Source organism: Priestia sp. YIM B13486, assembly GCF_042787865.1.
Lineage (GTDB): Bacteria > Bacillota > Bacilli > Bacillales > Bacillaceae_H > Priestia > Priestia megaterium.
In genome coordinates this window covers 47380-69793 of the sequence record NZ_JBHZOZ010000001.1, presented here as the reverse complement: position 1 = coordinate 69793, position 22414 = coordinate 47380, and the positions used below count along the sequence as shown (strand labels likewise).

Annotated in this window: 19 protein-coding genes; 18 read left to right on the top strand and 1 reads right to left on the bottom strand. The window is 39.3% G+C overall.

Features of this window, described 5'->3' with window-relative positions; genetic code table 11:
* Positions 1-12: 12 nt before the first annotated feature.
* From ACFX4G_RS00310 to spoVK, 18 genes are all read left to right on the top strand, one after another.
* Entirely contained in the window at positions 13-1254 is a 1242-nt protein-coding gene (locus ACFX4G_RS00310; protein ID WP_377572565.1) for a competence/damage-inducible protein A, read from the top strand.
* A gap of 199 nt (positions 1255-1453) precedes the next feature.
* Positions 1454-2491 (top strand): recombinase RecA, encoded by a 1038-nt coding sequence (gene recA, locus ACFX4G_RS00305; RefSeq protein WP_013058804.1) that lies wholly within the window; start codon positions 1454-1456, stop codon positions 2489-2491.
* A 280-nt stretch (positions 2492-2771) separates the two neighbouring features.
* Positions 2772-4331: a ribonuclease Y gene (gene rny, locus ACFX4G_RS00300; protein ID WP_043976549.1), complete on the top strand. Its 1560-nt coding sequence runs from the start codon at positions 2772-2774 to the stop codon at positions 4329-4331.
* A gap of 81 nt (positions 4332-4412) precedes the next feature.
* Entirely contained in the window at positions 4413-5210 is a 798-nt protein-coding gene (locus ACFX4G_RS00295) for a TIGR00282 family metallophosphoesterase (protein WP_043976551.1), read from the top strand.
* 223 nt (positions 5211-5433) lie between these two features.
* Positions 5434-5694 carry a stage V sporulation protein SpoVS gene (spoVS, locus tag ACFX4G_RS00290; RefSeq protein WP_003181955.1) on the top strand — a complete coding sequence of 87 codons (261 nt, stop codon included), beginning with the start codon at positions 5434-5436 and terminating at the stop codon, positions 5692-5694.
* Between the two features lie 75 nt (positions 5695-5769).
* The gene (locus ACFX4G_RS00285; protein ID WP_162214893.1) at positions 5770-6687 is read left to right on the top strand and encodes a dipeptidase; all 918 of its coding nucleotides are present in this window, start codon (positions 5770-5772) and stop codon (positions 6685-6687) included.
* Positions 6688-6869: 182 nt separating this feature from the next.
* The gene (locus tag ACFX4G_RS00280; protein ID WP_157842229.1) at positions 6870-7046 is read left to right on the top strand and encodes a hypothetical protein; all 177 of its coding nucleotides are present in this window, start codon (positions 6870-6872) and stop codon (positions 7044-7046) included.
* Between the two features lie 17 nt (positions 7047-7063).
* Positions 7064-8821, top strand: a complete 1758-nt coding sequence (locus ACFX4G_RS00275; protein WP_097824485.1) for a 2-oxoacid:acceptor oxidoreductase subunit alpha — start codon at positions 7064-7066, stop codon at positions 8819-8821.
* A complete protein-coding gene (locus ACFX4G_RS00270) occupies positions 8808-9674 on the top strand; it encodes a 2-oxoacid:ferredoxin oxidoreductase subunit beta (RefSeq protein ID WP_013058799.1) in 867 nt (288 codons plus the stop codon). The genes ACFX4G_RS00275 and ACFX4G_RS00270 overlap by 14 nt, the downstream gene beginning before the upstream one ends.
* Before the next feature lie 498 nt (positions 9675-10172).
* Positions 10173-11702: a tRNA (N6-isopentenyl adenosine(37)-C2)-methylthiotransferase MiaB gene (gene miaB / locus ACFX4G_RS00265; protein WP_013084741.1), complete on the top strand. Its 1530-nt coding sequence runs from the start codon at positions 10173-10175 to the stop codon at positions 11700-11702.
* Position 11703: 1 nt separating this feature from the next.
* On the top strand, positions 11704-12135 hold the full coding sequence (locus ACFX4G_RS00260) for a YlbF/YmcA family competence regulator (RefSeq protein ID WP_013058797.1): 432 nt from the start codon (positions 11704-11706) through the stop codon (positions 12133-12135).
* A gap of 223 nt (positions 12136-12358) precedes the next feature.
* A complete protein-coding gene (locus tag ACFX4G_RS00255; protein ID WP_013058796.1) occupies positions 12359-12904 on the top strand; it encodes an outer spore coat protein CotE in 546 nt (181 codons plus the stop codon).
* 177 nt (positions 12905-13081) lie between these two features.
* Positions 13082-14479, top strand: a complete 1398-nt coding sequence (gene bcaP, locus ACFX4G_RS00250) for a branched-chain amino acid transporter BcaP (protein ID WP_013084740.1) — start codon at positions 13082-13084, stop codon at positions 14477-14479.
* Between the two features lie 163 nt (positions 14480-14642).
* Complete coding sequence (gene mutS, locus ACFX4G_RS00245) at positions 14643-17300, top strand: DNA mismatch repair protein MutS (protein WP_097824484.1); 2658 nt, start codon at positions 14643-14645, stop codon at positions 17298-17300.
* An 18-nt stretch (positions 17301-17318) separates the two neighbouring features.
* The gene (mutL, locus tag ACFX4G_RS00240; RefSeq protein ID WP_097824483.1) at positions 17319-19196 is read left to right on the top strand and encodes a DNA mismatch repair endonuclease MutL; all 1878 of its coding nucleotides are present in this window, start codon (positions 17319-17321) and stop codon (positions 19194-19196) included.
* A gap of 100 nt (positions 19197-19296) precedes the next feature.
* Entirely contained in the window at positions 19297-20247 is a 951-nt protein-coding gene (miaA, locus tag ACFX4G_RS00235; protein WP_043976720.1) for a tRNA (adenosine(37)-N6)-dimethylallyltransferase MiaA, read from the top strand.
* A gap of 32 nt (positions 20248-20279) precedes the next feature.
* Positions 20280-20504: an RNA chaperone Hfq gene (gene hfq, locus ACFX4G_RS00230; protein ID WP_013058791.1), complete on the top strand. Its 225-nt coding sequence runs from the start codon at positions 20280-20282 to the stop codon at positions 20502-20504.
* Positions 20505-20691: 187 nt separating this feature from the next.
* Positions 20692-21648 (top strand): stage V sporulation protein K, encoded by a 957-nt coding sequence (spoVK, locus tag ACFX4G_RS00225; RefSeq protein WP_016765353.1) that lies wholly within the window; start codon positions 20692-20694, stop codon positions 21646-21648.
* Between the two features lie 32 nt (positions 21649-21680).
* Here spoVK and ACFX4G_RS00220 read toward each other — a convergent pair whose 3' ends face one another.
* Positions 21681-22292: a trimeric intracellular cation channel family protein gene (locus tag ACFX4G_RS00220; RefSeq protein ID WP_013084735.1), complete on the bottom strand. Its 612-nt coding sequence runs from the start codon at positions 22290-22292 to the stop codon at positions 21681-21683.
* Positions 22293-22414: the final 122 nt, after the last annotated feature.

The window sequence follows — 22414 nt, the reverse complement described above, 5'->3', positions numbered from 1 at the left end:
GATGGAGATGATATGATGAACGCTGAAATTATTGGAGTCGGCTCTGAGCTGCTGCTTGGACAAATTGCCAATACAAACGCTCAGTATTTATCGAAAAAATTAGCCGAACTGGGAATTAATGTTTACTATCATACGGTAGTAGGAGATAATGCACAGCGCTTAAAAGAAGTGATTGCTACAGCTCAAACGCGTGCGGAGTTAATTATTTTCACAGGCGGGCTTGGTCCTACAAAAGATGATTTAACAAAAGAAACAATTGCGAGTGTGCTAGGAGTAGAGCTCACAACAAATGCAGAAGCACTTGAAAGCATTGAAGCCTATTTCAAACAGTCAAATCGTATCATGACACCTAACAATAAAAAACAGGCAATTGTGCTAGAAGGTTCGGCAGTGCTCCCTAACGATTACGGAATGGCTCCAGGTATGGGGCTTACGGTAGAGGGGAAACACTATATGCTATTCCCCGGGCCTCCAAAAGAGCTTTATCCAATGTATGAATCGTATGGTCAAGAATTTTTAACTCAAAAGCTTGAATTAAAAGAAAGTATTGAATCACGCGTTCTTCGCTTTTTCGGAATAGGGGAATCACAGCTTGAGACAGAAATTGAAGATTTGCTTGATGCGCAAACCAACCCGACGATTGCGCCGCTAGCAGGAGATGGAGAAGTGACGCTTCGCTTAACTGCTAAGCACGCTAATGCTGCTGAAGCACAGCGCATGTTAGACGAAGTGGAAAAGACCATTTCAGAGCGCGTAGGCGAGTATTTATATGGATACGAAGCAACTTCTTTACATAATGAATTGGTAAAAGAATTAACGGCACAAGGATTAACGATTGCTTCAGCCGAAAGTTTAACCGGTGGTTTATTCAGCGAACGTTTAACATCTGTTTCAGGTGCTGGAGAAGCTGTAAAAGGCAGCCTGGTCGCCTATCATTATGAAATCAAGCAAAATATTCTCGGAGTGAGCGAACACACGCTGAATCAGTACGGAGCCGTTAGCGAGCAGTGCGCGGCTGAAATGGCTCAGCGTATTCAACAGTTATGCAAAACGGATATTGGCATCGGGTTTACAGGTGTAGCTGGACCTTCCAAACAAGAAGGACATCCTGTAGGAACAGTATATATAGGAGTAGCCTATAAAGATCAAGCTCCTCAAGTTTACAGCCTGCAGCTATCTGGAAGCCGCCAGGGGATTCGTTCACGAACGGTTAATTATGGCTGTCATTACGTATTAAAGATGATAAAGAAATAAAGAAAAAAGGCTGTTTGGTTTTTCCAAAACAGCCTTTTTTTTATAAAATAATAAACGAACATTTATTCGCTTTTTGCTTGTCAAACGACTCAAAAACTAGTATAGTAAGTTATAGAAAGTTGTTAATTCGACATTGCTACTACATCGTAGTAAGTTTGCAGTTTATAGATGATTTCAAAGAGATAGAGGAGGAAATTGAGTGAACGATCGTCAAGCAGCCCTTGATATGGCTTTAAAACAAATTGAAAAGCAATTTGGTAAAGGTTCAATTATGAAATTAGGTGAACAAACGGAAAAAAGAATTTCTACAATTCCAAGTGGTTCATTAGCGTTAGATATAGCTTTAGGTGTAGGTGGATATCCACGTGGACGTGTAGTTGAAGTATATGGTCCAGAAAGCTCAGGTAAAACAACAGTTGCTCTTCATGCGATTGCAGAAGTTCAACAGCAGGGCGGACAGGCTGCATTTATCGATGCGGAGCACGCGTTAGATCCTGTATATGCTCAAAAATTAGGTGTGAATATTGATGAGCTATTATTATCTCAGCCTGATACGGGAGAACAAGCTTTAGAAATCGCTGAAGCTTTAGTTCGAAGCGGTGCAGTAGATATTATCGTTGTTGACTCAGTAGCAGCATTAGTGCCAAAAGCGGAAATTGAAGGAGAAATGGGAGACTCTCACGTGGGTCTACAAGCTCGTTTAATGTCTCAAGCATTGCGTAAACTATCTGGAGCTATCAACAAGTCTAAAACAATCGCTATCTTTATTAACCAAATTCGTGAAAAAGTCGGCGTTATGTTTGGTAATCCTGAAACAACTCCTGGTGGACGTGCGCTTAAATTCTATTCTTCAGTGCGTCTAGAAGTGCGTCGTGCAGAGCAGTTAAAGCAAGGAAACGATATTGTAGGTAACAAAACAAGAATTAAAGTTGTGAAAAACAAAGTAGCTCCGCCTTTCCGTGCTGCTGAAGTAGATATTATGTACGGAGAAGGTATTTCAAAAGAGGGTGAAATTTTGGATATCGCTTCTGAACTAGATATTGTTCAAAAAAGTGGATCTTGGTATTCATATAATGACGAGCGTCTAGGTCAAGGTCGTGAAAATGCAAAACAATTCTTAAAAGAAAATACTGATATTCGTCAGGAAATTGCGGGACAAGTGCGTGAACATCATGGTTTAGACCAAGATGGAGAGCCAGCTCCTGAGGATGACGATCAAGGCGATTTAAATATTTAATTTGCTGCGAGATAAAAAAAGACTCCTCTATTTCAAAGAAGGGGTCTTTTTTTTGTAAAAATTGTTAATGATAGAAAAGTAACATACGAAATTTCAATATATACTGTAGAGGCAGGCTTGACAATAAAAATGCACAGATTTACAATTAAGATGTATATTTTCCCTTTTTAAAACATTTTAGCGTTTAAAAGCCTTTGTGTGTATATTGAAAGGTGAATACGATGTACATGCCGACATGAAATTTAAAACTTACAAGTTTATAGCAAGGGGAGGTGAAATGATGGATACTAATACAATCATCTTCGCTTTGCTTGGCCTAATCGTCGGTGCAGTTGTTGGCTTTTTTGTTTGTAAATCGATTGCTGAAGCTAAAATTGCGGGAGCAAAGTCTAGTGCAGAACAAATTATCGATGAAGGAACCCGCGAGGCGGAAGCTTTGAAAAAAGAAGCTTTACTAGAAGCGAAGGATGAAATCCATCAGCTTCGTACAGAGGCAGAACAAGATATTCGTGATCGTCGAGCAGAACTTCAAAAACAAGAAAATCGATTAATGCAAAAAGAGGAAAATCTTGATCGTAAAGACGAATCACTTGATAAACGTGAAGCGTTACTTGAAAAGAAAGATGATTCTCTTACTGTTAAACAACAGCATATTGAAGAGATGGAAAGCAAAGTTGAAGAAGTAGTACGTGCACAGCAAACAGAGCTAGAGCGCATTTCAAGCTTAACAAGAGAAGATGCAAGAGCGATTATTTTAGATCGTGTTGAAAATGAACTTTCCCACGATATTGCAATAATGGTAAAAGAAACAGAAAACCGTGCAAAAGAAGACGCCGATAAAAAGGCGAAAGAAATTCTTTCACTTGCTATTCAGCGTTGCGCAGCAGATCATGTTGCTGAAACGACTGTCTCAGTTGTTAACTTGCCAAATGACGAAATGAAAGGCCGAATTATCGGTCGAGAAGGTCGAAACATCCGTACGCTTGAAACTTTGACAGGAATTGATCTTATTATTGATGATACGCCAGAAGCAGTTATTTTATCAGGATTTGACCCAATTCGTCGTGAGACAGCAAGAATTGCACTTGATAAACTCGTTCAAGATGGTCGTATCCATCCCGCGCGTATTGAAGAAATGGTTGAAAAATCTCGCCGTGAAGTGGACGAATATATTCGTGAAGTTGGTGAACAAACGACGTTTGAAGTCGGTGTTCACGGGTTGCACCCAGACTTGATGAAAATTCTTGGTCGCTTAAAATTCAGAACAAGCTATGGTCAAAATGTGCTGAAACATTCAATGGAAGTAGCGTATTTATCAGGACTTATGGCTGCTGAATTAGGTGAAGATGAAACGTTAGCCAAACGAGCAGGATTGTTACATGATATTGGTAAAGCAATTGACCATGAGGTAGAAGGAAGTCACGTAGAAATCGGTGTTGAATTAGCTACAAAGTATAAAGAACATCCGGTTGTTATTAACGCGATTGCTTCTCACCATGGAGATACAGAACCAACATCAATCATTGCTGTACTAGTTGCAGCAGCGGATGCATTATCTGCTGCAAGACCAGGTGCTCGCAGTGAGACGTTAGAAAACTATATTCGTCGTCTTGAAAAGTTAGAAGAAATTTCAGAGTCTTATGAAGGCGTTGAAAAATCATTTGCGATTCAAGCAGGGCGTGAAGTTCGTATTATGGTGAAACCAGATACGATTGGTGATCTAGAAGCGCATCGACTTGCTCGAGATATCCGAAAACGAATTGAAGATGAGCTGGATTATCCTGGCCACATCAAAGTAACCGTTATTCGTGAAACAAGAGCAGTAGAGTATGCAAAATAAAAATGAAGTGGCGTTTCGCCACTTTATTTTTTTTCGTAGAGATGAAGATGCAGATTAAGAATGAAGTATAGGAGCTTTTACATGAGAATTTTATTTATTGGAGACGTAGTTGGTTCTCCAGGCCGTGAAATGGTTGAAGAATATTTACCAAGATTAAAAAGAAAATACTCTCCGGGACTTACAATTGTGAATGGAGAAAATGCAGCTTCAGGAAAAGGCATTACTGAAAAGATTTATCGTCAGTTCTTGCAAGCAGGGGCTAATATTATTACCCTTGGTAACCACGCGTGGGACAAACGTGAAATTTTTGATTTTATTGACGATGCAAAAAATCTTGTTCGTCCAGCTAATTTTCCTGAAGGTACACCTGGCAAGGGAATTACGTATTTTACGTACAATCAGCTTGAGGTAGCCGTGATTAATTTACAAGGGCGCACGTTTATGGCTCCGCTTGATTGTCCATTTCAAAAAGCAGATGACCTGATTGAAGAAGCACGTCAGCGCACTCCGCTCATTTTTATTGATTTTCATGCTGAAACAACAAGTGAAAAGCAAGCGATTAGCTGGTATGTGGACGGTCGTGTCAGCGCTGTTGTCGGCACTCATACGCATGTTCAAACAGCTGACAATCGTATATTGCCAAAAGGAACAGCCTACATCTCTGACGTAGGAATGACGGGACCATATGACGGCATTTTAGGGATGGAGCGCGAAGCTGTTATTAAGCGTTTTTTAACGTCTCTTCCTGTTCGATTTGAAGTGCCAAAAGAAGGAAGAACGCAGCTTAGTGGAATCGTTATTGATATTGATCAAAAGACGGGGAAAGCAACAAAAACAGAGCGAATTTTAATTAACGAAGACCATCCGTTTTTTGAATAAAGGGAAAAAGTCAATGTGTCGAAAGACGATACGTTGGCTTTTTTATTTTGTCAAAAACGTAAAAAGAAAAAAGAAAGGTGTAGAAATATAAGTTTTTGAATATTTAGGAAAAACAAGCAGGAATACGTTTGACATATCGTGAATATAGTAACATTGAAATCAATTAAGTCATTGGTCTAATGATCTCTCATCATACATTGTAAAGAATAAGGAGGAGCTAGATATGGAAATATTAAAAGTTTCAGCAAAGTCTAATCCAAATTCAGTTGCTGGTGCCTTAGCAGGCGTGCTGCGCGAACGCGGCGCAGCAGAAATTCAAGCCATTGGGGCCGGGGCGCTTAATCAAGCAGTAAAAGCTGTAGCAATCGCAAGAGGGTTCGTTGCACCAAGTGGGGTTGATTTAATCTGCATCCCAGCTTTTACAGATATTCAAATTGATGGAGAAGAGCGAACAGCCATTAAATTAATTGTAGAGCCGCGATAATTATAAAAACCACGGACCTGTAAAGCATAGAAGCCAAACAGGTCCTTTTTGTATAGAATTAAAGGGGTGTGGGTTGTGATATTTGATGCTCATTGTGATGTATTGATGAAGCTCTGGTTAAATAAACGTTTATCTTTTACATATGATTCAGCGCTGCATGTGACGTTAGAAGGAATAAAAAAAGCAAACGGGAAAGTTCAGCTATTCGCTATTTATATTCCAGAAGCGGTTCCGGCAGCTCAGCGCTTTGATGTTGCGTTAGAAATGATCCAGCTGTTTCAAAGTCATATTTTATCGCTTCCCGGTGTGAAATGGATTCGTTCAAAACGCGATATAGATAGCTTGAAAAAAGGTGAAATAGGAGCAATGCTGACGCTTGAAGGCTGCGATGCCATTGATACCAGTTTAGTTCGCTTAAAGACACTGTTTTCACTGGGTGTACGCTCAGTAGGTTTGACATGGAATTATAGCAATGCCGTGTGTGACGGTATTTTAGAACCTCGAGGCGCGGGGTTATCTTCTTTTGGAAGAGAAGTTGTTGAATTGAATAATGAACATAAAGTGTGGACGGATGTATCTCATTTATCGGTAAGAGGTTTTTGGGATGTGATTGAGCTAGCACAATATGTAGTGGCTACTCATTCCAATTCACACGTATTGTGTTCTCATCCGCGGAATTTAAGAGACGATCAAATTCATGCTTTAATAAAGCGAAACGGCGTGATTGGCATTACGTTTGTGCCTGAATTTTTAACGAGTTCTGCCAAAGCGCAAATAGCGGATGTGATCCGTCATCTTGATTACATGTGTGAAAGAGGAGGCGAATACTCCGTTGGTTTTGGCTCTGACTTTGACGGCATTGACAAAACGGTTCATCGTCTCGGAAGATATGAACAGTATACGAATTTAATCGAAGAACTCCTTAAGCATTACACTGAGGAGCAGGTAAAACGTTTTCTGTTTCAAAACTTTGCTGATCGTGTATGCAGCTAAAAAAAAGAGCTTTTTCTTCTTGGAAAAGCTCTTTTTTATAGAAGTTATTTATATACTAATGCCTCATGTAAAGACAGAAAAGATCATTAAAAAACTTCATCTTATTCATTAAATATAAATATAATTAAAACGATTGAGAATTCAATGGAAAGGGTTGCATTTTTCTGGCAATCGGAATAAAATTGAAAACGGATTATGGAGCTGCTCAAGCAGAAACGTATCCTGCACAGCCACAAGGTGCTGTGGGAGTTTTGCAGATGATTTTGGTTGGTGAAATGCAGAAGCAAATGAAATCGTTTGCTAATTTACTTTTTTCAGTTTTTATCAATAAAATAGATTTCTATATTATAAGCAATTAAAGGAGTGGCGTTGATTTATGGTACAGCAACTTTCATGGAAAGTTGGCGGACAGCAGGGTGAGGGAATCGAAAGTACGGGAGAAATTTTTTCAACCGCTTTAAATCGATTAGGTTATTACTTATACGGCTATCGTCATTTTTCTTCTCGTATCAAAGGTGGACATACAAATAATAAGATTCGAGTGAGTACAACTCAAGTTCGATCTGTGTCAGATGATTTGGATATTTTAGTTGCGTTCGATCAGGAAACAATCGATGTAAACGTCCATGAGCTGCGCGCAGGAGGCGTTGTAATTGCAGATGCGAAATTCAACCCAAGTCTGCCCGAAACATGTACAACTGCTACGCTATATGCTGTTCCGTTTACGGAAATTGCAACGGAATTAGGAACGTCGCTAATGAAGAACATGGTTGCTGTAGGCGCTTCAAGTGCTGTGCTTCATATTGACACAGAAGTATTTGAAGAAGTAGTACTTGAAATCTTCGGTAAAAAGGGCCAAAAAGTTGTACAAAAAAACATGGAAGCTATTAAAAAAGGTGCAGATTACATTCGTGAACAGCTAGGCGAACAATTAGAAACAATGAAACTAGATCCAGCGGATGGTAAAAAACGTATGTTTATGATTGGAAACGATGCGATTGCGCTGGGTGCTTTAGCCGGTGGGGCTCGTTTTATGCCAGCATATCCAATTACTCCTGCTTCAGAAATCATGGAATACTTAATTAAAAAGCTTCCTCAATTTGGTGGAACCGTTATTCAAACAGAAGATGAAATCGCAGCATGTACGATGGCTATCGGAGCTAACTATGCAGGCGTACGTGCGCTGACAGCATCAGCTGGACCAGGTTTATCCTTAATGATGGAGTCGATTGGATTAGCAGGAATCACTGAGCAGCCTGTTGTGATTATAGATACTCAGCGCGGCGGGCCAAGTACAGGTCTTCCAACTAAGCAAGAACAGTCTGATTTAATGGCCATGATTTACGGTACGCACGGTGAAATTCCGAAGATCGTCATGGCGCCAAGTACGGTTGAAGAAGCATTCTACGATACGATTGAAGCGTTTAACTTAGCAGAAGAATATCAGTGCCCAGTTATTATGCTAACGGATTTACAGCTTTCACTTGGGAAGCAATCAGTAGAACCGCTTGACTATAATCGCGTTGAAATCCGCCGCGGTAAGCTTCAGCAAGGAGAGCTAGAAGAGCTGGAAGAAAAACAATACTACAAGCGCTACCGCGTAACAGAAGACGGCGTATCACCACGCGTCATTCCAGGAATGAAGCATGGCATTCATCACGTGACGGGAGTAGAACATGATGAGACAGGAAAGCCATCTGAATCTCCGGTGAACCGCGATGATCAAATGAATAAGCGTCTTCGTAAAACAAAAGGAATTCGTTTTAATACGCCAATTCATGTTCACTCTCATGAAAAAGAGTCTGATATTTTATTTGTTGGATTTAATTCGACGCGTGGAGTTATTGAAGAGGCAATGGGACGTTTGGAACAGGACGGTATAAAAGTAAATCACGCTCACATTCGTTTGATTCATCCGTTCCCAGCTGACGAACTGCTTCCTTACGTGCAAGGAGCTAAAAAAGTAGTCGTCGTTGAAAACAATGCTACTGGACAGCTTGCTAATATTTTAAAAATGAATATTGCAAGTCATGATAAAATTCAAAGCGTATTGAAGTATGATGGAAATCCATTTCTTCCGCAAGAAGTATACGCAAAAAGTAAGGAGATGTTTGTGTTAAATGGCAACGTTTAAAGATTTTCGTAACAGTGTAAAACCTAACTGGTGTCCGGGGTGTGGAGATTTCTCCGTACAGGCAGCCATTCAACGCGCATCTGCTAACGTAGGTTTAGAACCTCATGAGCTTGCTGTTATTTCAGGTATTGGATGTTCTGGACGTATCTCTGGTTATATTAATTCATATGGTTTTCATGGTATTCACGGACGTGCGCTTCCAATCGCTCAAGGTGTAAAAATGGCTAATCGTGACTTAACCGTTATCGCATCTGGCGGTGATGGAGATGGGTTTGCTATAGGTATGGGACACACGGTACATGCGATTCGCCGAAACATCGATGTAACGTATATCGTAATGGATAACCAAATCTATGGTTTAACAAAAGGACAAACATCTCCTCGCAGTGAAGTAGGATTCAAGACAAAAAGTACGCCTGAAGGATCAATCGAGTCGTCTTTATCTGTCATGGAGCTTGCGTTAACTTCTGGAGCAACGTTTGTGGCGCAAAGCTTTTCAACGAATTTAAAAGAGTTAACAAGCTTAATTGAACAAGGCATCCAGCATAAAGGTTTTTCCTTAATTAACGTATTTAGCCCGTGCGTAACGTATAACAAAGTGAACACGTATGATTGGTTTAAAGAAAACCTAACTAGTCTTAGCACAATTGAAGGTTATGATGCAAACAATCGTATGCAAGCTATGCAGACGTTAATGGAGCATAACGGCTTAGTAACAGGGCTTATTTATCAAAATGCGCATCAGCCGTCGTATCAGCAGCTTGTTCATGGTTATAGTGAAGAGCCGCTGTCAAAAGCAGACTTAGGTATGACTGAGGAAAAATTTGATGAGCTAGTAGCTGAATTTATGTAAAAGAGGCTGCAATAAAAGCAGTTTAGTAGAGGGAAAATCCGAACGGTGAACTGAGATTCTTGATGGAGAATCCAACTCGTTCGGATTTTTTCATAGTGATAGCGAACGTAGGTTTCATGTAGGGAGTGGCTTCTAGCTGTTAATTGGAGAGCTAGGAGAAGGCTCATCGGCCGCTCGCCGAAAGAGAAGTTTTGCACAGAAATCAACAGCGGTGTAATAAGCGAGTTTCTATGAGCTCTTTTATCCCATTTGTTCGTCTCTAAAATAGATTAATTTAGTTATGTATCAATCTCTTTTTGTTATTTAATAAATGTTTCGAAAGTCGAAAGAAATTTTAACGAAACAGGTATAGAAAATAGGTATATGATTGTGTTCGCTACTTGAAAGTTATATACTATGTTAATGTGATGAGTTTTATGCATAAGCATAAGGCTGTCACATTTTTTTGCGATTTACAGGTGCAACGTGACAATTGTCATGGCGAAAGGAGATTTTTTTATGAACGAAAAACAACGTTTAGAAAGCAACCAAGTTAATCCAGCGGACAAAAAATCCGAAAAGGATTACAGTAAATATTTTCAAACAGTATACATGCCACCTTCTTTAAAAGATGCGAAAAAACGAGGGAAAGAAGAAGTTTCCTATCACAATGATTTTGCAATCGATGAACAGTTTCATGGAATGGGACAGGGACGTAAATTTTATATCCGTACGTACGGCTGTCAAATGAATGAGCACGATACAGAAGTAATGGCTGGTATTTTTCTAGGCCTTGGCTACGAGCCAACTGACTCTGTTGAAGATGCTCATGTTATTTTATTGAATACGTGTGCGATCCGTGAAAATGCGGAAAATAAAGTGTTTGGTGAATTAGGACACTTGAAGGCCTTAAAGCGCGAGCGCCCTGAGCTATTAATCGGCGTCTGTGGATGTATGTCTCAAGAAGAGTCAGTTGTAAATAAAATTTTACAAAAACATCAGCACGTGGATATGATTTTTGGTACACACAACATTCACCGTTTGCCTCACATTTTAAACGAAGCATACTTAGCAAAAGAAATGGTGATTGAAGTATGGTCTAAAGAAGGGGACGTTATTGAAAACCTTCCAAGAGCACGTAAAGGCAGCGTCAAAGCATGGGTTAACATCATGTACGGCTGTGACAAGTTCTGTACGTACTGTATCGTTCCGTATACGCGAGGAAAAGAACGAAGCCGCCGTCCAGAAGACATTATCCAAGAAGTACGTCACTTAGCTGCTCAAGGCTACAAAGAAATTACGCTTTTAGGTCAAAATGTTAATGCATATGGAAAAGATTTTGAAGACATAACGTACGGCCTAGGCGACTTAATGGACGAAATCCGTAAAATTGACGTTGCTCGTATCCGTTTTACAACAAGTCATCCTCGCGACTTTGATGACCGTTTAATTGAAGTTCTTGCTAAAGGAGGAAATCTTGTCGACCACATTCATTTGCCTGTTCAATCAGGAAGCAGTGATATCTTAAAAATTATGGCACGAAAATATTCTCGTGAACATTATTTAGAGCTTGTTCGTAAAATTAAAGAAGCCATTCCAACAGCATCATTAACAACTGATATTATTGTTGGTTTCCCAAATGAAACGGATGAGCAGTTTGAAGAAACAATGTCGCTATACCGTGAGGTTGAATTCGATAGTGCTTATACATTTATTTATTCACCTCGTGAAGGTACGCCAGCTGCTAAGATGCAAGACAACGTACCAATGGAAGTGAAAAAAGAGCGTCTTCAACGCTTAAATGCTCTTGTAAATGAAATTTCTGCAAAGAAATTGAAGGAATATGAAGGTAAAGTTGTCGAAGTATTAGTAGAAGGTGAAAGTAAAAATAATCCGGAAGTATTAGCAGGCTACACGGAAAAAAGTAAGCTTGTAAACTTCAAAGCACCTAAGTCAGTAATTGGGCAACTTGTAAAAGTAAAAGTTACAAAAGCCAAAACATGGACATTAAACGGGGAAATGGTAGAAGAAACAGCAGAGGTGAAGTAATATGGCGCAGTATAACAAGAGTGACGTAATTAAACGTGCTCAAGAGCTGGCAAAAATGATTGCTGAAACAGAAGAAGTAGATTTCTTCAAGCGTGCCGAAGCTCAGCTTAACGAAAATCAAAAAGTGCGTGAAACTATTGCAAGTATTAAAAGTTTGCAAAAACAAGCTGTTAATTTCCAACATTATGGTAAAACAGAAGCGTTAAAACAAGTGGAGGCAAAAATCGATCGTTTACAGGAAGAGCTGGATGAACTGCCGATTATTCAGCAGTTTCAAGAGTCTCAAATAAACGTGAATGATTTGCTTCAACTTGTTGCTAACACTATTTCAAACACAGTAACGGATGAAATTATTGTGTCAACAGATGGTGATTTACTGCGCGGTGAAACAGGTTCACAGGTGCGAAACAGCCCTGGATCTAGCTGCTCATAAAAAAAATGCCTCAGCAATTTGCTGAGGCATTTTTTTGTGCATCCCGTGGCATGAAAATTGGGCAGATTTTCTCTCTAATAATTGTCACGTTTTTCTATATCCTTGCATACAATGGAACATAGGTTTTTTATGCCTTAAACCTAGTTTCTTAAAAATAATGTGCAAACAAGTGAATGAGCCTGCATAGGATGAAATGAAGATAGTTTGAGGAGGGTATGCTCACATGTCACAACACTATAGAGAAATTATTACAAAAGCAGTCGTAGGTAAAGGTCGCAAGTTTACACAATCGTCTCATACGCTTGCACCGAAAAATCGACCAACAAGCATCTTAGGGTGCTGGGTGATTAACCATGAGTACAAAGCAAAGAAAAGCGGCAGCAATGTAGAAGTTGACGGCAGATATGATATTAACATCTGGTATTCGTACAATAATAATACAAAAACCGAAGTTTGGACGGAAACCGTATCATACAAAGATAATATTAAGCTGCGCTATAAAGACGAAGATTCGATTGGAGACGATTACGAAGTAATTGTTCGCGTGCTGCAGCAGCCAAATTGCCTAGAGTGCACAATTTCACCAAATGGCAATAAAACGATTGTTCAAGTAGAGAGAGAATTGTTGGCGGAAGTAATTGGCGAAACCAAGGTTTGTGTTGCAGTAAATCCGAAAGGCTGCGATGATGAAGACGAATTTGATTTAGACGTAGATGACGATGAATTTGAAGATTTGGATCCTGATTTTATATTAGGGGACGATGAGTAACTAGGAAGAAGTTCTTCCTAGTTTTTTTATTTTTACTATTTTAAGAAAATTCTTATAAAAATAAAAAAATATATTGCTTTTTGTCGAATCCGCAGTGTATAGTAAATCTAAAGAAAATAATGCATTAATTTTCAGAAAATTTAGTTATATCAGATAAGTATTTCTTGGGGGTTTACTATGAGCTTATTTCGTAAAAAATCAATTCAAACGTTAATTAGTGAAACCAACTCTAAAGGTGTTAAATTAAAAAAGGATTTAGGCGCTTTCGATTTAACAATGTTAGGAATTGGAGCTATTATCGGAACCGGAATTTTTGTATTAACGGGCGTAGCCGCCGCTGAACATGCCGGTCCAGCTTTAGTTATATCTTTCATTATGTCAGGACTTGCGTGTGTGTTTGCAGCTCTTTGTTATGCAGAGTTTGCCTCAACAGTTCCCGTTTCAGGAAGTGCATACACTTACAGTTATGCAACATTTGGTGAATTAATCGCTTGGATTTTAGGGTGGGATCTTATCTTGGAATACGGTCTTGCTTCTTCTGCTGTAGCTAGCGGATGGTCCGGGTATTTCCAAGGATTATTAGCAGGGTTTGGCATACATTTTCCAAAAGCTTTAACGAGTGCATATAATCCTGCAAACGGCACGTATATTGATATTCCAGCAATTATGATCGTATTTTTAATCACATTACTTTTAACGCAAGGAGTAAAAAAATCTTCACGTTTTAATGCTATCATGGTTATTATTAAACTGGCTGTTGTACTTCTGTTTATCGGGGTAGGAGTTAGCTATGTTAAACCAGAAAACTGGACGCCGTTTATGCCGTTTGGTTTCTCGGGAGTAGCGACAGGAGCAGCAACTGTATTCTTCGCTTACATTGGGTTTGATGCTGTAGCAACAGCGGCCGAGGAAGTACGCAAGCCTCAGCGGGATATGCCAATTGGAATTATCGCATCTCTTGCGATTTGTACAGTCCTTTATATCGTCGTATCGCTTATCTTAACAGGAATCGTACCTTATACAGAATTAAATGTTAAAAACCCTGTAGCATTTGCTTTAAGCTACATTAACCAAGACTGGGTAGCAGGATTTATTTCATTAGGCGCAATTGTTGGTATCACAACGGTACTACTCGTTATGATGTATGGACAAACTCGTTTATTTTATGCGATCAGTCGAGATGGTCTATTGCCAAAGCCTTTTTCAAAAATCAGTGAGAAAAAACAAACGCCAGTAGTAAATACGTGGATTACATGTTTACTAGTATCCATCTTCTCTGGTTTAGTACCATTAGGAAGATTAGCAGAATTAACAAACATCGGTACTCTTTTTGCTTTCATGACCGTATCAATTGGAATTTTATATTTGCGTAAATCAAAACAAACTTCAGAATCGACTGGTTTCCGCGTACCGTTCGTGCCGGTGATTCCAATTTTAGCTTTTGTGTTCTGTTTATACTTAGCACTTCAGCTTCCAAAGTTAACATGGATTAGTTTCGTAATTTGGCTTGTACTAGGGCTAGTGGTTTACTTCTTATACGGACGTAAGCATAGTCATTTGAACAGCAGTAAATAATGAAAAGCTTCGGACAAGCTTCTTCCTTCGTCCGAAGCTTTTTTATTTGTTTTATAAAAAGAAATTGAAGATTGTTCTATTTGAATAAATTAAGTTTAAGAAAGACTTATGTTATAATACGTGTAGCAAAAACGCACAACTAGATGTGGTATGGAGGAATAGTATGGCAGCGTATACGCCAATGATACAGCAATATTTGAGAATTAAGGCAGAGTATCAAGATGCCTTTTTATTTTTTAGATTAGGTGATTTTTATGAAATGTTCTTTGAAGATGCTACGACAGCTTCTCAAGAACTTGAAATAACATTAACAAGCCGAGACGGAGGAGGACAAGAGAGAATTCCGATGTGCGGGGTTCCGTATCACTCTGCTCCTACGTATATCGAGCGTTTAATTGAAAAGGGATTTAAAGTAGCTATTTGTGAGCAAGTAGAAGACCCTAAGCATGCAAAAGGTGTTGTAAAGCGGGAAGTGGTGCAGGTGATTTCACCCGGAACACTGATGAACGAACGCGGACTGCATGAAAAGGAAAATAACTATATTTGTTCTGTTACTGCGTTCGAGGATCAAACGTTTGGTCTTGCTCTTTCTGATTTGTCTACAGGAGAAAACAGCGTAACGCTTGTTAGTTCGTTTCACGATATAGTCTCAGAGATTTATGCAAAAGAAGCAAAAGAAGTCGTTGTAAGCTCTGAGTTTCCTGCTGACTTATTACAAACACTAAAAGAGCGCATGACGATTACCATTTCTTATGAGAATAGTACAGAGCAAGTAGAAGGACTAGATTATTTAGTCGAGTCGCTTCAGCAGCAAAAGCTTATTACAACATTTGCGCGTATTCTTCAGTATTTAACTCGCACGCAGAAGCGTTCGCTTGAACACTTACAGCCCGTGCAGTTTTATCAAATCAATGAATATATGAAAATTGATTTGTTCTCTAAGCGAAACTTAGAGTTAACCGAAACGATTCGTTCAAAAGGAAAGAAAGGCTCGCTTCTATGGTTATTAGACCAGACCGTTACGGCAATGGGCGGCCGTTTATTAAAAAATTGGATTGATCGTCCGCTTTTAAAACAAGCGGATATTGATAATCGTTTGAATATGGTAGATGTCTTAATGAAACAGTTTTTTGAACGAGAAGAACTGCGTGAGTTGCTAAAAGACGTATATGATTTAGAACGCTTAGCTGGTCGAGTCGCTTTTGGTAATGTAAATGCTCGTGATTTAATTCAATTAAAAAAATCATTGCAAAATGTGCCTCATATCCAAGAGGTTGTGAATCGTTTGAATCATCCTTATGCGACAAAGCTTGTTGAAGACATTGATCCTTGTGAGCGATTAGCTAATCTTCTTGAAAGAGGATTAAAAGAGCACCCTCCTTTGTCAATTAAAGAAGGAGACATTATTAATGACGGCTATCATGCACAGCTTGATCAATACCGAGATGCAAGCCGAAACGGAAAAACGTGGATTGCGTCACTTGAACAGCAAGAGCGTGAGAAAACAGGGATTCGCTCACTGAAAATTGGTTATAATCGCGTGTTCGGCTATTATATAGAAGTAACTCGGGCAAATTTGCATCTTTTGCCTGAAGGAATGTATGAACGAAAACAGACGTTAACCAATGCAGAACGTTTTATTACGCCTGAGCTGAAAGAAAAAGAAGCGCTAATCTTAGAAGCGGAAGAGAAAATTGTAGAGCTGGAATATGAATTGTTTTTACAAATCCGTGAAGAAGTAAAAGCATATATTCCAAGGCTGCAAGAACTCGCTAAAAAAGTAAGTGAGCTTGACGTACTGCAGTGCTTTGCAAAAATCAGTGAAGAACGCCATTACACGAAGCCTATTTTTTCAAGTGAAGATATTTCGATTCAAAATGGACGCCATCCAGTGGTAGAAAAAGTAATGAATTCGCAGGAATACGTGCCAAACGACTGTCAAATGACGGATGATAGTTCAATTTTACTGATTACAGGACCCAATATGTCTGGTAAAAGTACGTACATGCGCCAGGTCGCTTTAACGGCGATACTAGCTCAAATTGGCTGTTTTGTGCCAGCAGACGAAGCGGTTCTGCCGATTTTTGATCAAGTATTTACACGTATCGGAGCAGCCGATGACTTAATTTCAGGTCAAAGTACGTTTATGGTCGAGATGCTAGAAACGAAAAATGCAGTGACAAATGCCACTCAGTCGAGTCTAATTCTATTAGATGAAATTGGACGCGGCACGTCTACGTATGACGGAATGGCTCTTGCTCAAGCAATTATTGAATACGTTCATGAACATATTGGCTGTAAGACCCTATTTTCTACTCATTATCATGAATTAACCGTACTCGATGAGTCGCTTCCTGCGCTTAAAAATGTTCATGTAAGCGCGGTTGAAAAAAATGGGAAAGTCGTCTTTTTACACAAAATCAAAGATGGTGCTGCAGACAAAAGTTATGGTATTCACGTAGCGGAACTAGCAGAACTTCCAGATCCGCTTCTAGAGCGAGCTCGCGTCATCTTACAAGATTTAGAACAATCTTCGGAGCGTGAGCCTGTACGTCAGGCTCTAAAAAGAGAAGAGATGACACAACAAGTTTCACAAGAAGGTGCTTCTTTGGTTCAAGAAGAACGTGCAGATAGTAAAAAAGCAGATGAAGCCAATCAGCTTTCGTTCTTTGAAATAGAAGAAAAAAAAGAAAAGCCTGCGCTTTCGAAACGGGAAAAAGCAATTATAGATCGTTTAAAAGAGCTGGATATTTTAGAAATGACGCCTTTAGACGCAATGAATGCGATGTATGAACTGCAAAAATCATTAAAGAAGAAATAGAGTGAGAGGAGTGAGTCTGTGGGTAAAATTGTGCAGCTTTCAGACGAACTTTCAAATAAAATTGCTGCCGGAGAGGTTGTTGAACGACCTGCTTCGGTGGTGAAAGAACTAGTCGAAAATGCTATTGATGCAAACAGTACAGTTATTGAAATAGAGCTAGAAGAAGCTGGGCTTTCAAAAATTCGTATATTGGATAATGGAGACGGCATTGCTTCTGAAGACTGCTTGACCGCTTTTAAAAGACATGCGACAAGTAAAATCAAAACAGAACAAGATTTATTTCGAATTCGAACGTTAGGATTTCGCGGTGAAGCTTTGCCAAGTATTGCTTCAGTTTCAATGCTTGAACTCAAAACGAGTACGGGAGAAGAAGCCGGCACTCATCTTAAACTTAGAGGCGGAGAAATTGTTCATCACGAATTAACGTCAAGCCGAAAAGGTACCGAACTTGTTATTGAAAACTTATTTTTCAACACACCTGCACGTTTGAAATATATGAAGACGGTAAACACGGAGCTTGGTAACGTAACGGATGTCGTCAATCGCCTTGCGATGTCTCATCCTGAAGTTTCAATTCGGCTGATGCATCAAGGAAGACAGCTTCTGTATACGAACGGAAGCGGAGATGTGCGCCAAGTGCTTGCCGCTATTTATGGAATGGCGGTAGCCAAAAAGATGATTCCGATTAACGTTCAGTCACTTGATTATGAAGTGAATGGTTACGTCGCTCTTCCTGAAATTACAAGAGCTTCTCGCAACTATATGTCCACCATTATTAACGGTCGGTTTGTTAAAAACTACGGGCTGTTAAAAGCGGTACAGCAGGGCTATCATACCCTTTTACCTATCGGCCGTTTTCCAATCGTGTTTTTAACCATTACAATGGACCCTTTGTTAGTGGACGTGAATGTTCATCCAGCGAAACTAGAAGTGCGCTTAAGTAAAGAAGCGGAGCTGTTTGAGCTTATTGAACAAGGAGTGAAAGCTGCTTTTAAAAAGCAGCAGTTAATTCCGGATGCTGTAGTACCAACTAAGTCAAAATCTGCTGTTCAGCCAACTGAGCAGCAGACCTTTACATTTGATCATCAGTCTAAAACGTCTGGCTATCAGCCCTCTAATACGGTTCGCGAGCCTAGTTTTAAGGAGGCTCCTGCTCGTGTAGACGAGATTATGCCGCCTGTTAAAACAGAGGTCATACGTCAAGATGAAGAACTTGAACCAACGTTTCGAGAAATAGAACACTATGAAGAATCGGTGGAAGAAAACGCTCCAATTCCAGAACCGAACCATTCAGCCAAAGAGCAGCCAGAACCGCGTGTTCCTGCGATGTACCCAATTGGTCAAATGCACGGAACGTATATTTTGGCACAAAATGAAAAAGGATTATTTATTATTGATCAGCACGCGGCGCAGGAGAGAATTAAGTACGAATATTTTAAGCGAAAGCTTGGAGAAGTAGATTCAGAAGTTCAAGAACTGCTTATGCCGCTTACGCTAGAGTTCTCGGGAAATGAAGCCTTGATTTTAGAAGAATACAAAGACATGCTAGCTGAAGTAGGAGTCTTCTTAGAACCGTTTGGACAAAACTCCTATATAGTTCGTTCGCATCCGCAGTGGTTTCCAAAAGGAGAGGAACAGGAAACCATTGAAGAAATGATTCAGCAAATCTTTACGATGAAACGAGTCAATATCGAAAAGTTACGAGAAGAAGCGGCTATTATGATGAGCTGCAAAGGATCGATTAAAGCGAATCATCATTTGCGAAACGATGAGATTTTTGCTTTACTTGAAACGTTGAGAAAAACTACGGATCCATTTACGTGTCCGCACGGACGACCAATTATTATTCATCATTCGACGTATGAAATGGAAAAAATGTTTAAGCGAGTGATGTAGGCAATGCGGCTAGCTGCAGCTAGCCGTTTTGTTGAATAAATCATGGCCATTTGGATAAAATGGAATGATGTGAATGCCTATAGATGAAAGTAGTGTTGTTATGACGGGAGAGAAACCAAAACTTATTGTCATTATTGGACCAACTGCGGTTGGTAAAACAAAATTGAGCATTGAACTTGCCAAACAGTTAGACGGAGAGATTATTTCAGGTGATTCCATGCAAATTTATAAAGGGATGGATATCGGAACTGCCAAAGTGTCAGAAGAAGAGATGCAGGGTATTCCCCATTACCTGATCGATATTAAGGAGCCAGATGAATCGTTTTCTGTGGCAGAATTTCAAGAGATTGTAAGAAAACAAATCGATGATATTCACGCTAGAGGAAAAATGCCGATGATTGTTGGAGGGACGGGTCTTTATATTCAATCCGTTATTTATGATTATCAGTTCACAGAAACTCCTAGTGATGAAAGAGTTCGTGAACGAATGGAAGTATTTATTAAAGCTCATGGCATTGATCCCCTGTATGAAAAGCTAAAAGAGATTGATCCAGACAGTGCAGCTGCTATCCATAAAAACAACCATCGCCGTGTAATCAGAGCGCTTGAAGTTTATGAAGTAACCGGCAAAAAATTCAGTGACTATACAAAAGAACAGTCGCAAGAGTTATTATATGACGTAAGCATTATTGGGCTTACAATGGATAGAGACGTATTATATGAGAGAATTAATCAACGAGTCGATATGATGATGCAGGCTGGACTGCTTGATGAAGTCAAATCATTGTACGAAAGTGGTCTGCATGATGTACAATCAATTCAAGCTATCGGCTACAAAGAGCTTTATGCTTATTTTGAAGGACGCTGCACGCTCGAAGAAGCCGTTGAACAGTTGAAACAAAATTCACGCAGATATGCAAAGCGTCAGTTAACGTGGTTTCGGAATAAAATGCCTGTAAAATGGATAGAGATGGAAGTTGACAAATTTCCCGAAAAGTTTGCTGAAATTTTTACATATATTGCAGGAAAGCTGAAGAAAGAAGCGAATTAAGTAAACAGATAGAGAAACGAGGAGGCCGAATAATGAAACAATCAGTTAATATTCAAGACCAATTTTTAAATCAATTACGTAAAGAAAATATCTATGTGACGGTATTTCTTTTAAATGGTTTTCAATTAAGAGGACTAATTAAAGGATTTGATAACTTTACTGTGTTAATTGAATCTGAAGGAAAACAGCAGCTGATTTATAAACATGCGATTTCGACATTTGTACCAAATAAAAATATTACAGTAGAACTTGAATAGAGACTAAAGAGAAGCATCCGAATATTCGGATGCTTTTTTTATGCAAATGAAGGCTTAAAAAAGTTTCTTAACATTGTTTTTACTCATCGAACATAAACCTTATAATAGACGATTATTTCTTCGGTAATAAGAGATCATTGTCTTCGTATCGTTCATCGCATTCAGCTATGCGATACAGAGAAGTGGGATGAAACGAGAGGTGAACATGGTGGAGCAGCCGATAACTCTTAAAAATAATGGGCAAATTAATATCATTTTAAATAATGAAACAAAAAAGGAAAAATCGTATACGACATCAATTCCGCGTCCTGCCAAAAAAGCTGTCATAAATCATGAGCCGCTTCGGGAAATTGAACGAGAAATGAGCGGACTGGTTGGAATGGAAGAATTGAAAAAAATGATAAAAGAAATATATGCGTGGTTATATATTAACAAAAAAAGAGAGGAACAGGGCTTAAAAGCGGGAAAGCAGGCGCTGCATATGATGTTTAAAGGAAATCCAGGAACAGGGAAAACGACGGTAGCCCGCCTGCTAGGTAAATTATTTTTGAATATGAACATCTTGTCTAAAGGACATTTAATTGAAGCAGAGCGGGCAGATTTAGTTGGAGAATACATTGGTCATACCGCTCAGAAAACGAGAGATCTTGTAAAAAAAGCGCTTGGAGGTATTTTATTTATTGATGAGGCTTATTCTCTTGCAAGAGGGGGAGAAAAAGATTTTGGAAAAGAAGCAATTGATACATTGGTCAAACATATGGAAGATTCAAATGATAAGTTTGTATTGATTTTAGCTGGTTATCCAAGAGAAATGGAAAATTTCTTAAGTCTTAATCCAGGGCTACGCTCTAGGTTTCCGTTTATTTTTGATTTTCCAGATTATGATGTAAATGAACTGATGGACATTGCCGGTCACATGATGAATGACAGGCAGTATCAGTTTAGTACAGAGGCCTATAAAAAGCTAAAAGATCATTTTATGGACGTGAAGTACAATCAGACGCCTAGGGATTTTAGTAACGGTCGATATGTGCGAAACATTATCGAACGTTCCATACGTACTCAATCCATGAGGCTTTTAGAAGAAGAAAGCTTTGAGCGCAACGAGCTTCTAACTTTAACGTCAAGCGATATTCAGCTGTAAAAAAAAGCCTTTCGTTACGAAAGGCTTTTTTTCTACATGTTTGGTTGTCGAATCGTTTTGATCGGCAGGCGCCATTTGTAAATATATGAACACATCCGAAGACCTACAAGTAAGATAAATAACGTATAAAGTTCTATAGGCGTATTTGTAATATGCAGCCCTACGCTAAATCCTGCGATAATCGCCCATACCGCATAAATTTCATCTTTAAGAACAGTAGGCTTTCGGCGTGCTAATAAATCTCGGATAATTCCCCCGCCGCTTCCTGTTAAGACCGCAGCTACAATAACCGCGCTAAGCGGATGGTTCATATGAGTGGCATAAAGCGCTCCTTGAATCGCGAATGCTGCAAGGCCAATGGCGTCCGAAAAGTTTCCCCATCGCTTCCAATGTTTTAAGATATTGTTTGGAAATAAAAAAGTGGCAGTGATAGATAATAAAGCAATCTGAAAAAAGAGTCCTTGTTCCCAAAGGGCAGACACCGGTACACCGATAAGCAGGTTTCGAATGGCTCCTCCGCCAAAAGCCGTTACGATTCCCAGTATGTAAACGCCTAAAATATCATACTCCTCTTCCATGGCAATGAAAGCTCCGCTGATTGCAAAGGCAATCGTTCCAATAATGCTAAGTACGTCCCAAGTCATGATGCTATCCCCTTTATTCTGTTTTCACCAAGTAGCGACTATTATTTTAAAATCAGGCAGCCTGATTCAAATTTCGATAAGTAAACCAACTCAAATTGTATACAGAATTTCGTGATATTTCA

Bases quoted from the DNA above. Each gene is read 5' to 3' on its own strand.
- ACFX4G_RS00260 (WP_013058797.1), top strand. From the start codon at position 11,704: ATGGCGCAGTATAACAAGAGTGACGTAATTAAACGTGCTCAAGAGCTG.
- ACFX4G_RS00220 (WP_013084735.1), bottom strand. From the start codon at position 22,292: ATGACTTGGGACGTACTTAGCATTATTGGAACGATTGCCTTTGCAATC.
- ACFX4G_RS00275 (WP_097824485.1), top strand. From the start codon at position 7,064: ATGGTACAGCAACTTTCATGGAAAGTTGGCGGACAGCAGGGTGAGGGA.
- hfq (WP_013058791.1), top strand. From the start codon at position 20,280: ATGAAACAATCAGTTAATATTCAAGACCAATTTTTAAATCAATTACGT.
- rny (WP_043976549.1), top strand. From the start codon at position 2,772: ATGGATACTAATACAATCATCTTCGCTTTGCTTGGCCTAATCGTCGGT.
- ACFX4G_RS00310 (WP_377572565.1), top strand. From the start codon at position 13: ATGATGAACGCTGAAATTATTGGAGTCGGCTCTGAGCTGCTGCTTGGA.
- spoVS (WP_003181955.1), top strand. From the start codon at position 5,434: ATGGAAATATTAAAAGTTTCAGCAAAGTCTAATCCAAATTCAGTTGCT.
- ACFX4G_RS00295 (WP_043976551.1), top strand. From the start codon at position 4,413: ATGAGAATTTTATTTATTGGAGACGTAGTTGGTTCTCCAGGCCGTGAA.
- spoVK (WP_016765353.1), top strand. From the start codon at position 20,692: ATGAAACGAGAGGTGAACATGGTGGAGCAGCCGATAACTCTTAAAAAT.
- miaB (WP_013084741.1), top strand. From the start codon at position 10,173: ATGAACGAAAAACAACGTTTAGAAAGCAACCAAGTTAATCCAGCGGAC.
- bcaP (WP_013084740.1), top strand. From the start codon at position 13,082: ATGAGCTTATTTCGTAAAAAATCAATTCAAACGTTAATTAGTGAAACC.
- miaA (WP_043976720.1), top strand. From the start codon at position 19,297: ATGACGGGAGAGAAACCAAAACTTATTGTCATTATTGGACCAACTGCG.
- ACFX4G_RS00255 (WP_013058796.1), top strand. From the start codon at position 12,359: ATGTCACAACACTATAGAGAAATTATTACAAAAGCAGTCGTAGGTAAA.
- ACFX4G_RS00270 (WP_013058799.1), top strand. From the start codon at position 8,808: ATGGCAACGTTTAAAGATTTTCGTAACAGTGTAAAACCTAACTGGTGT.
- mutS (WP_097824484.1), top strand. From the start codon at position 14,643: ATGGCAGCGTATACGCCAATGATACAGCAATATTTGAGAATTAAGGCA.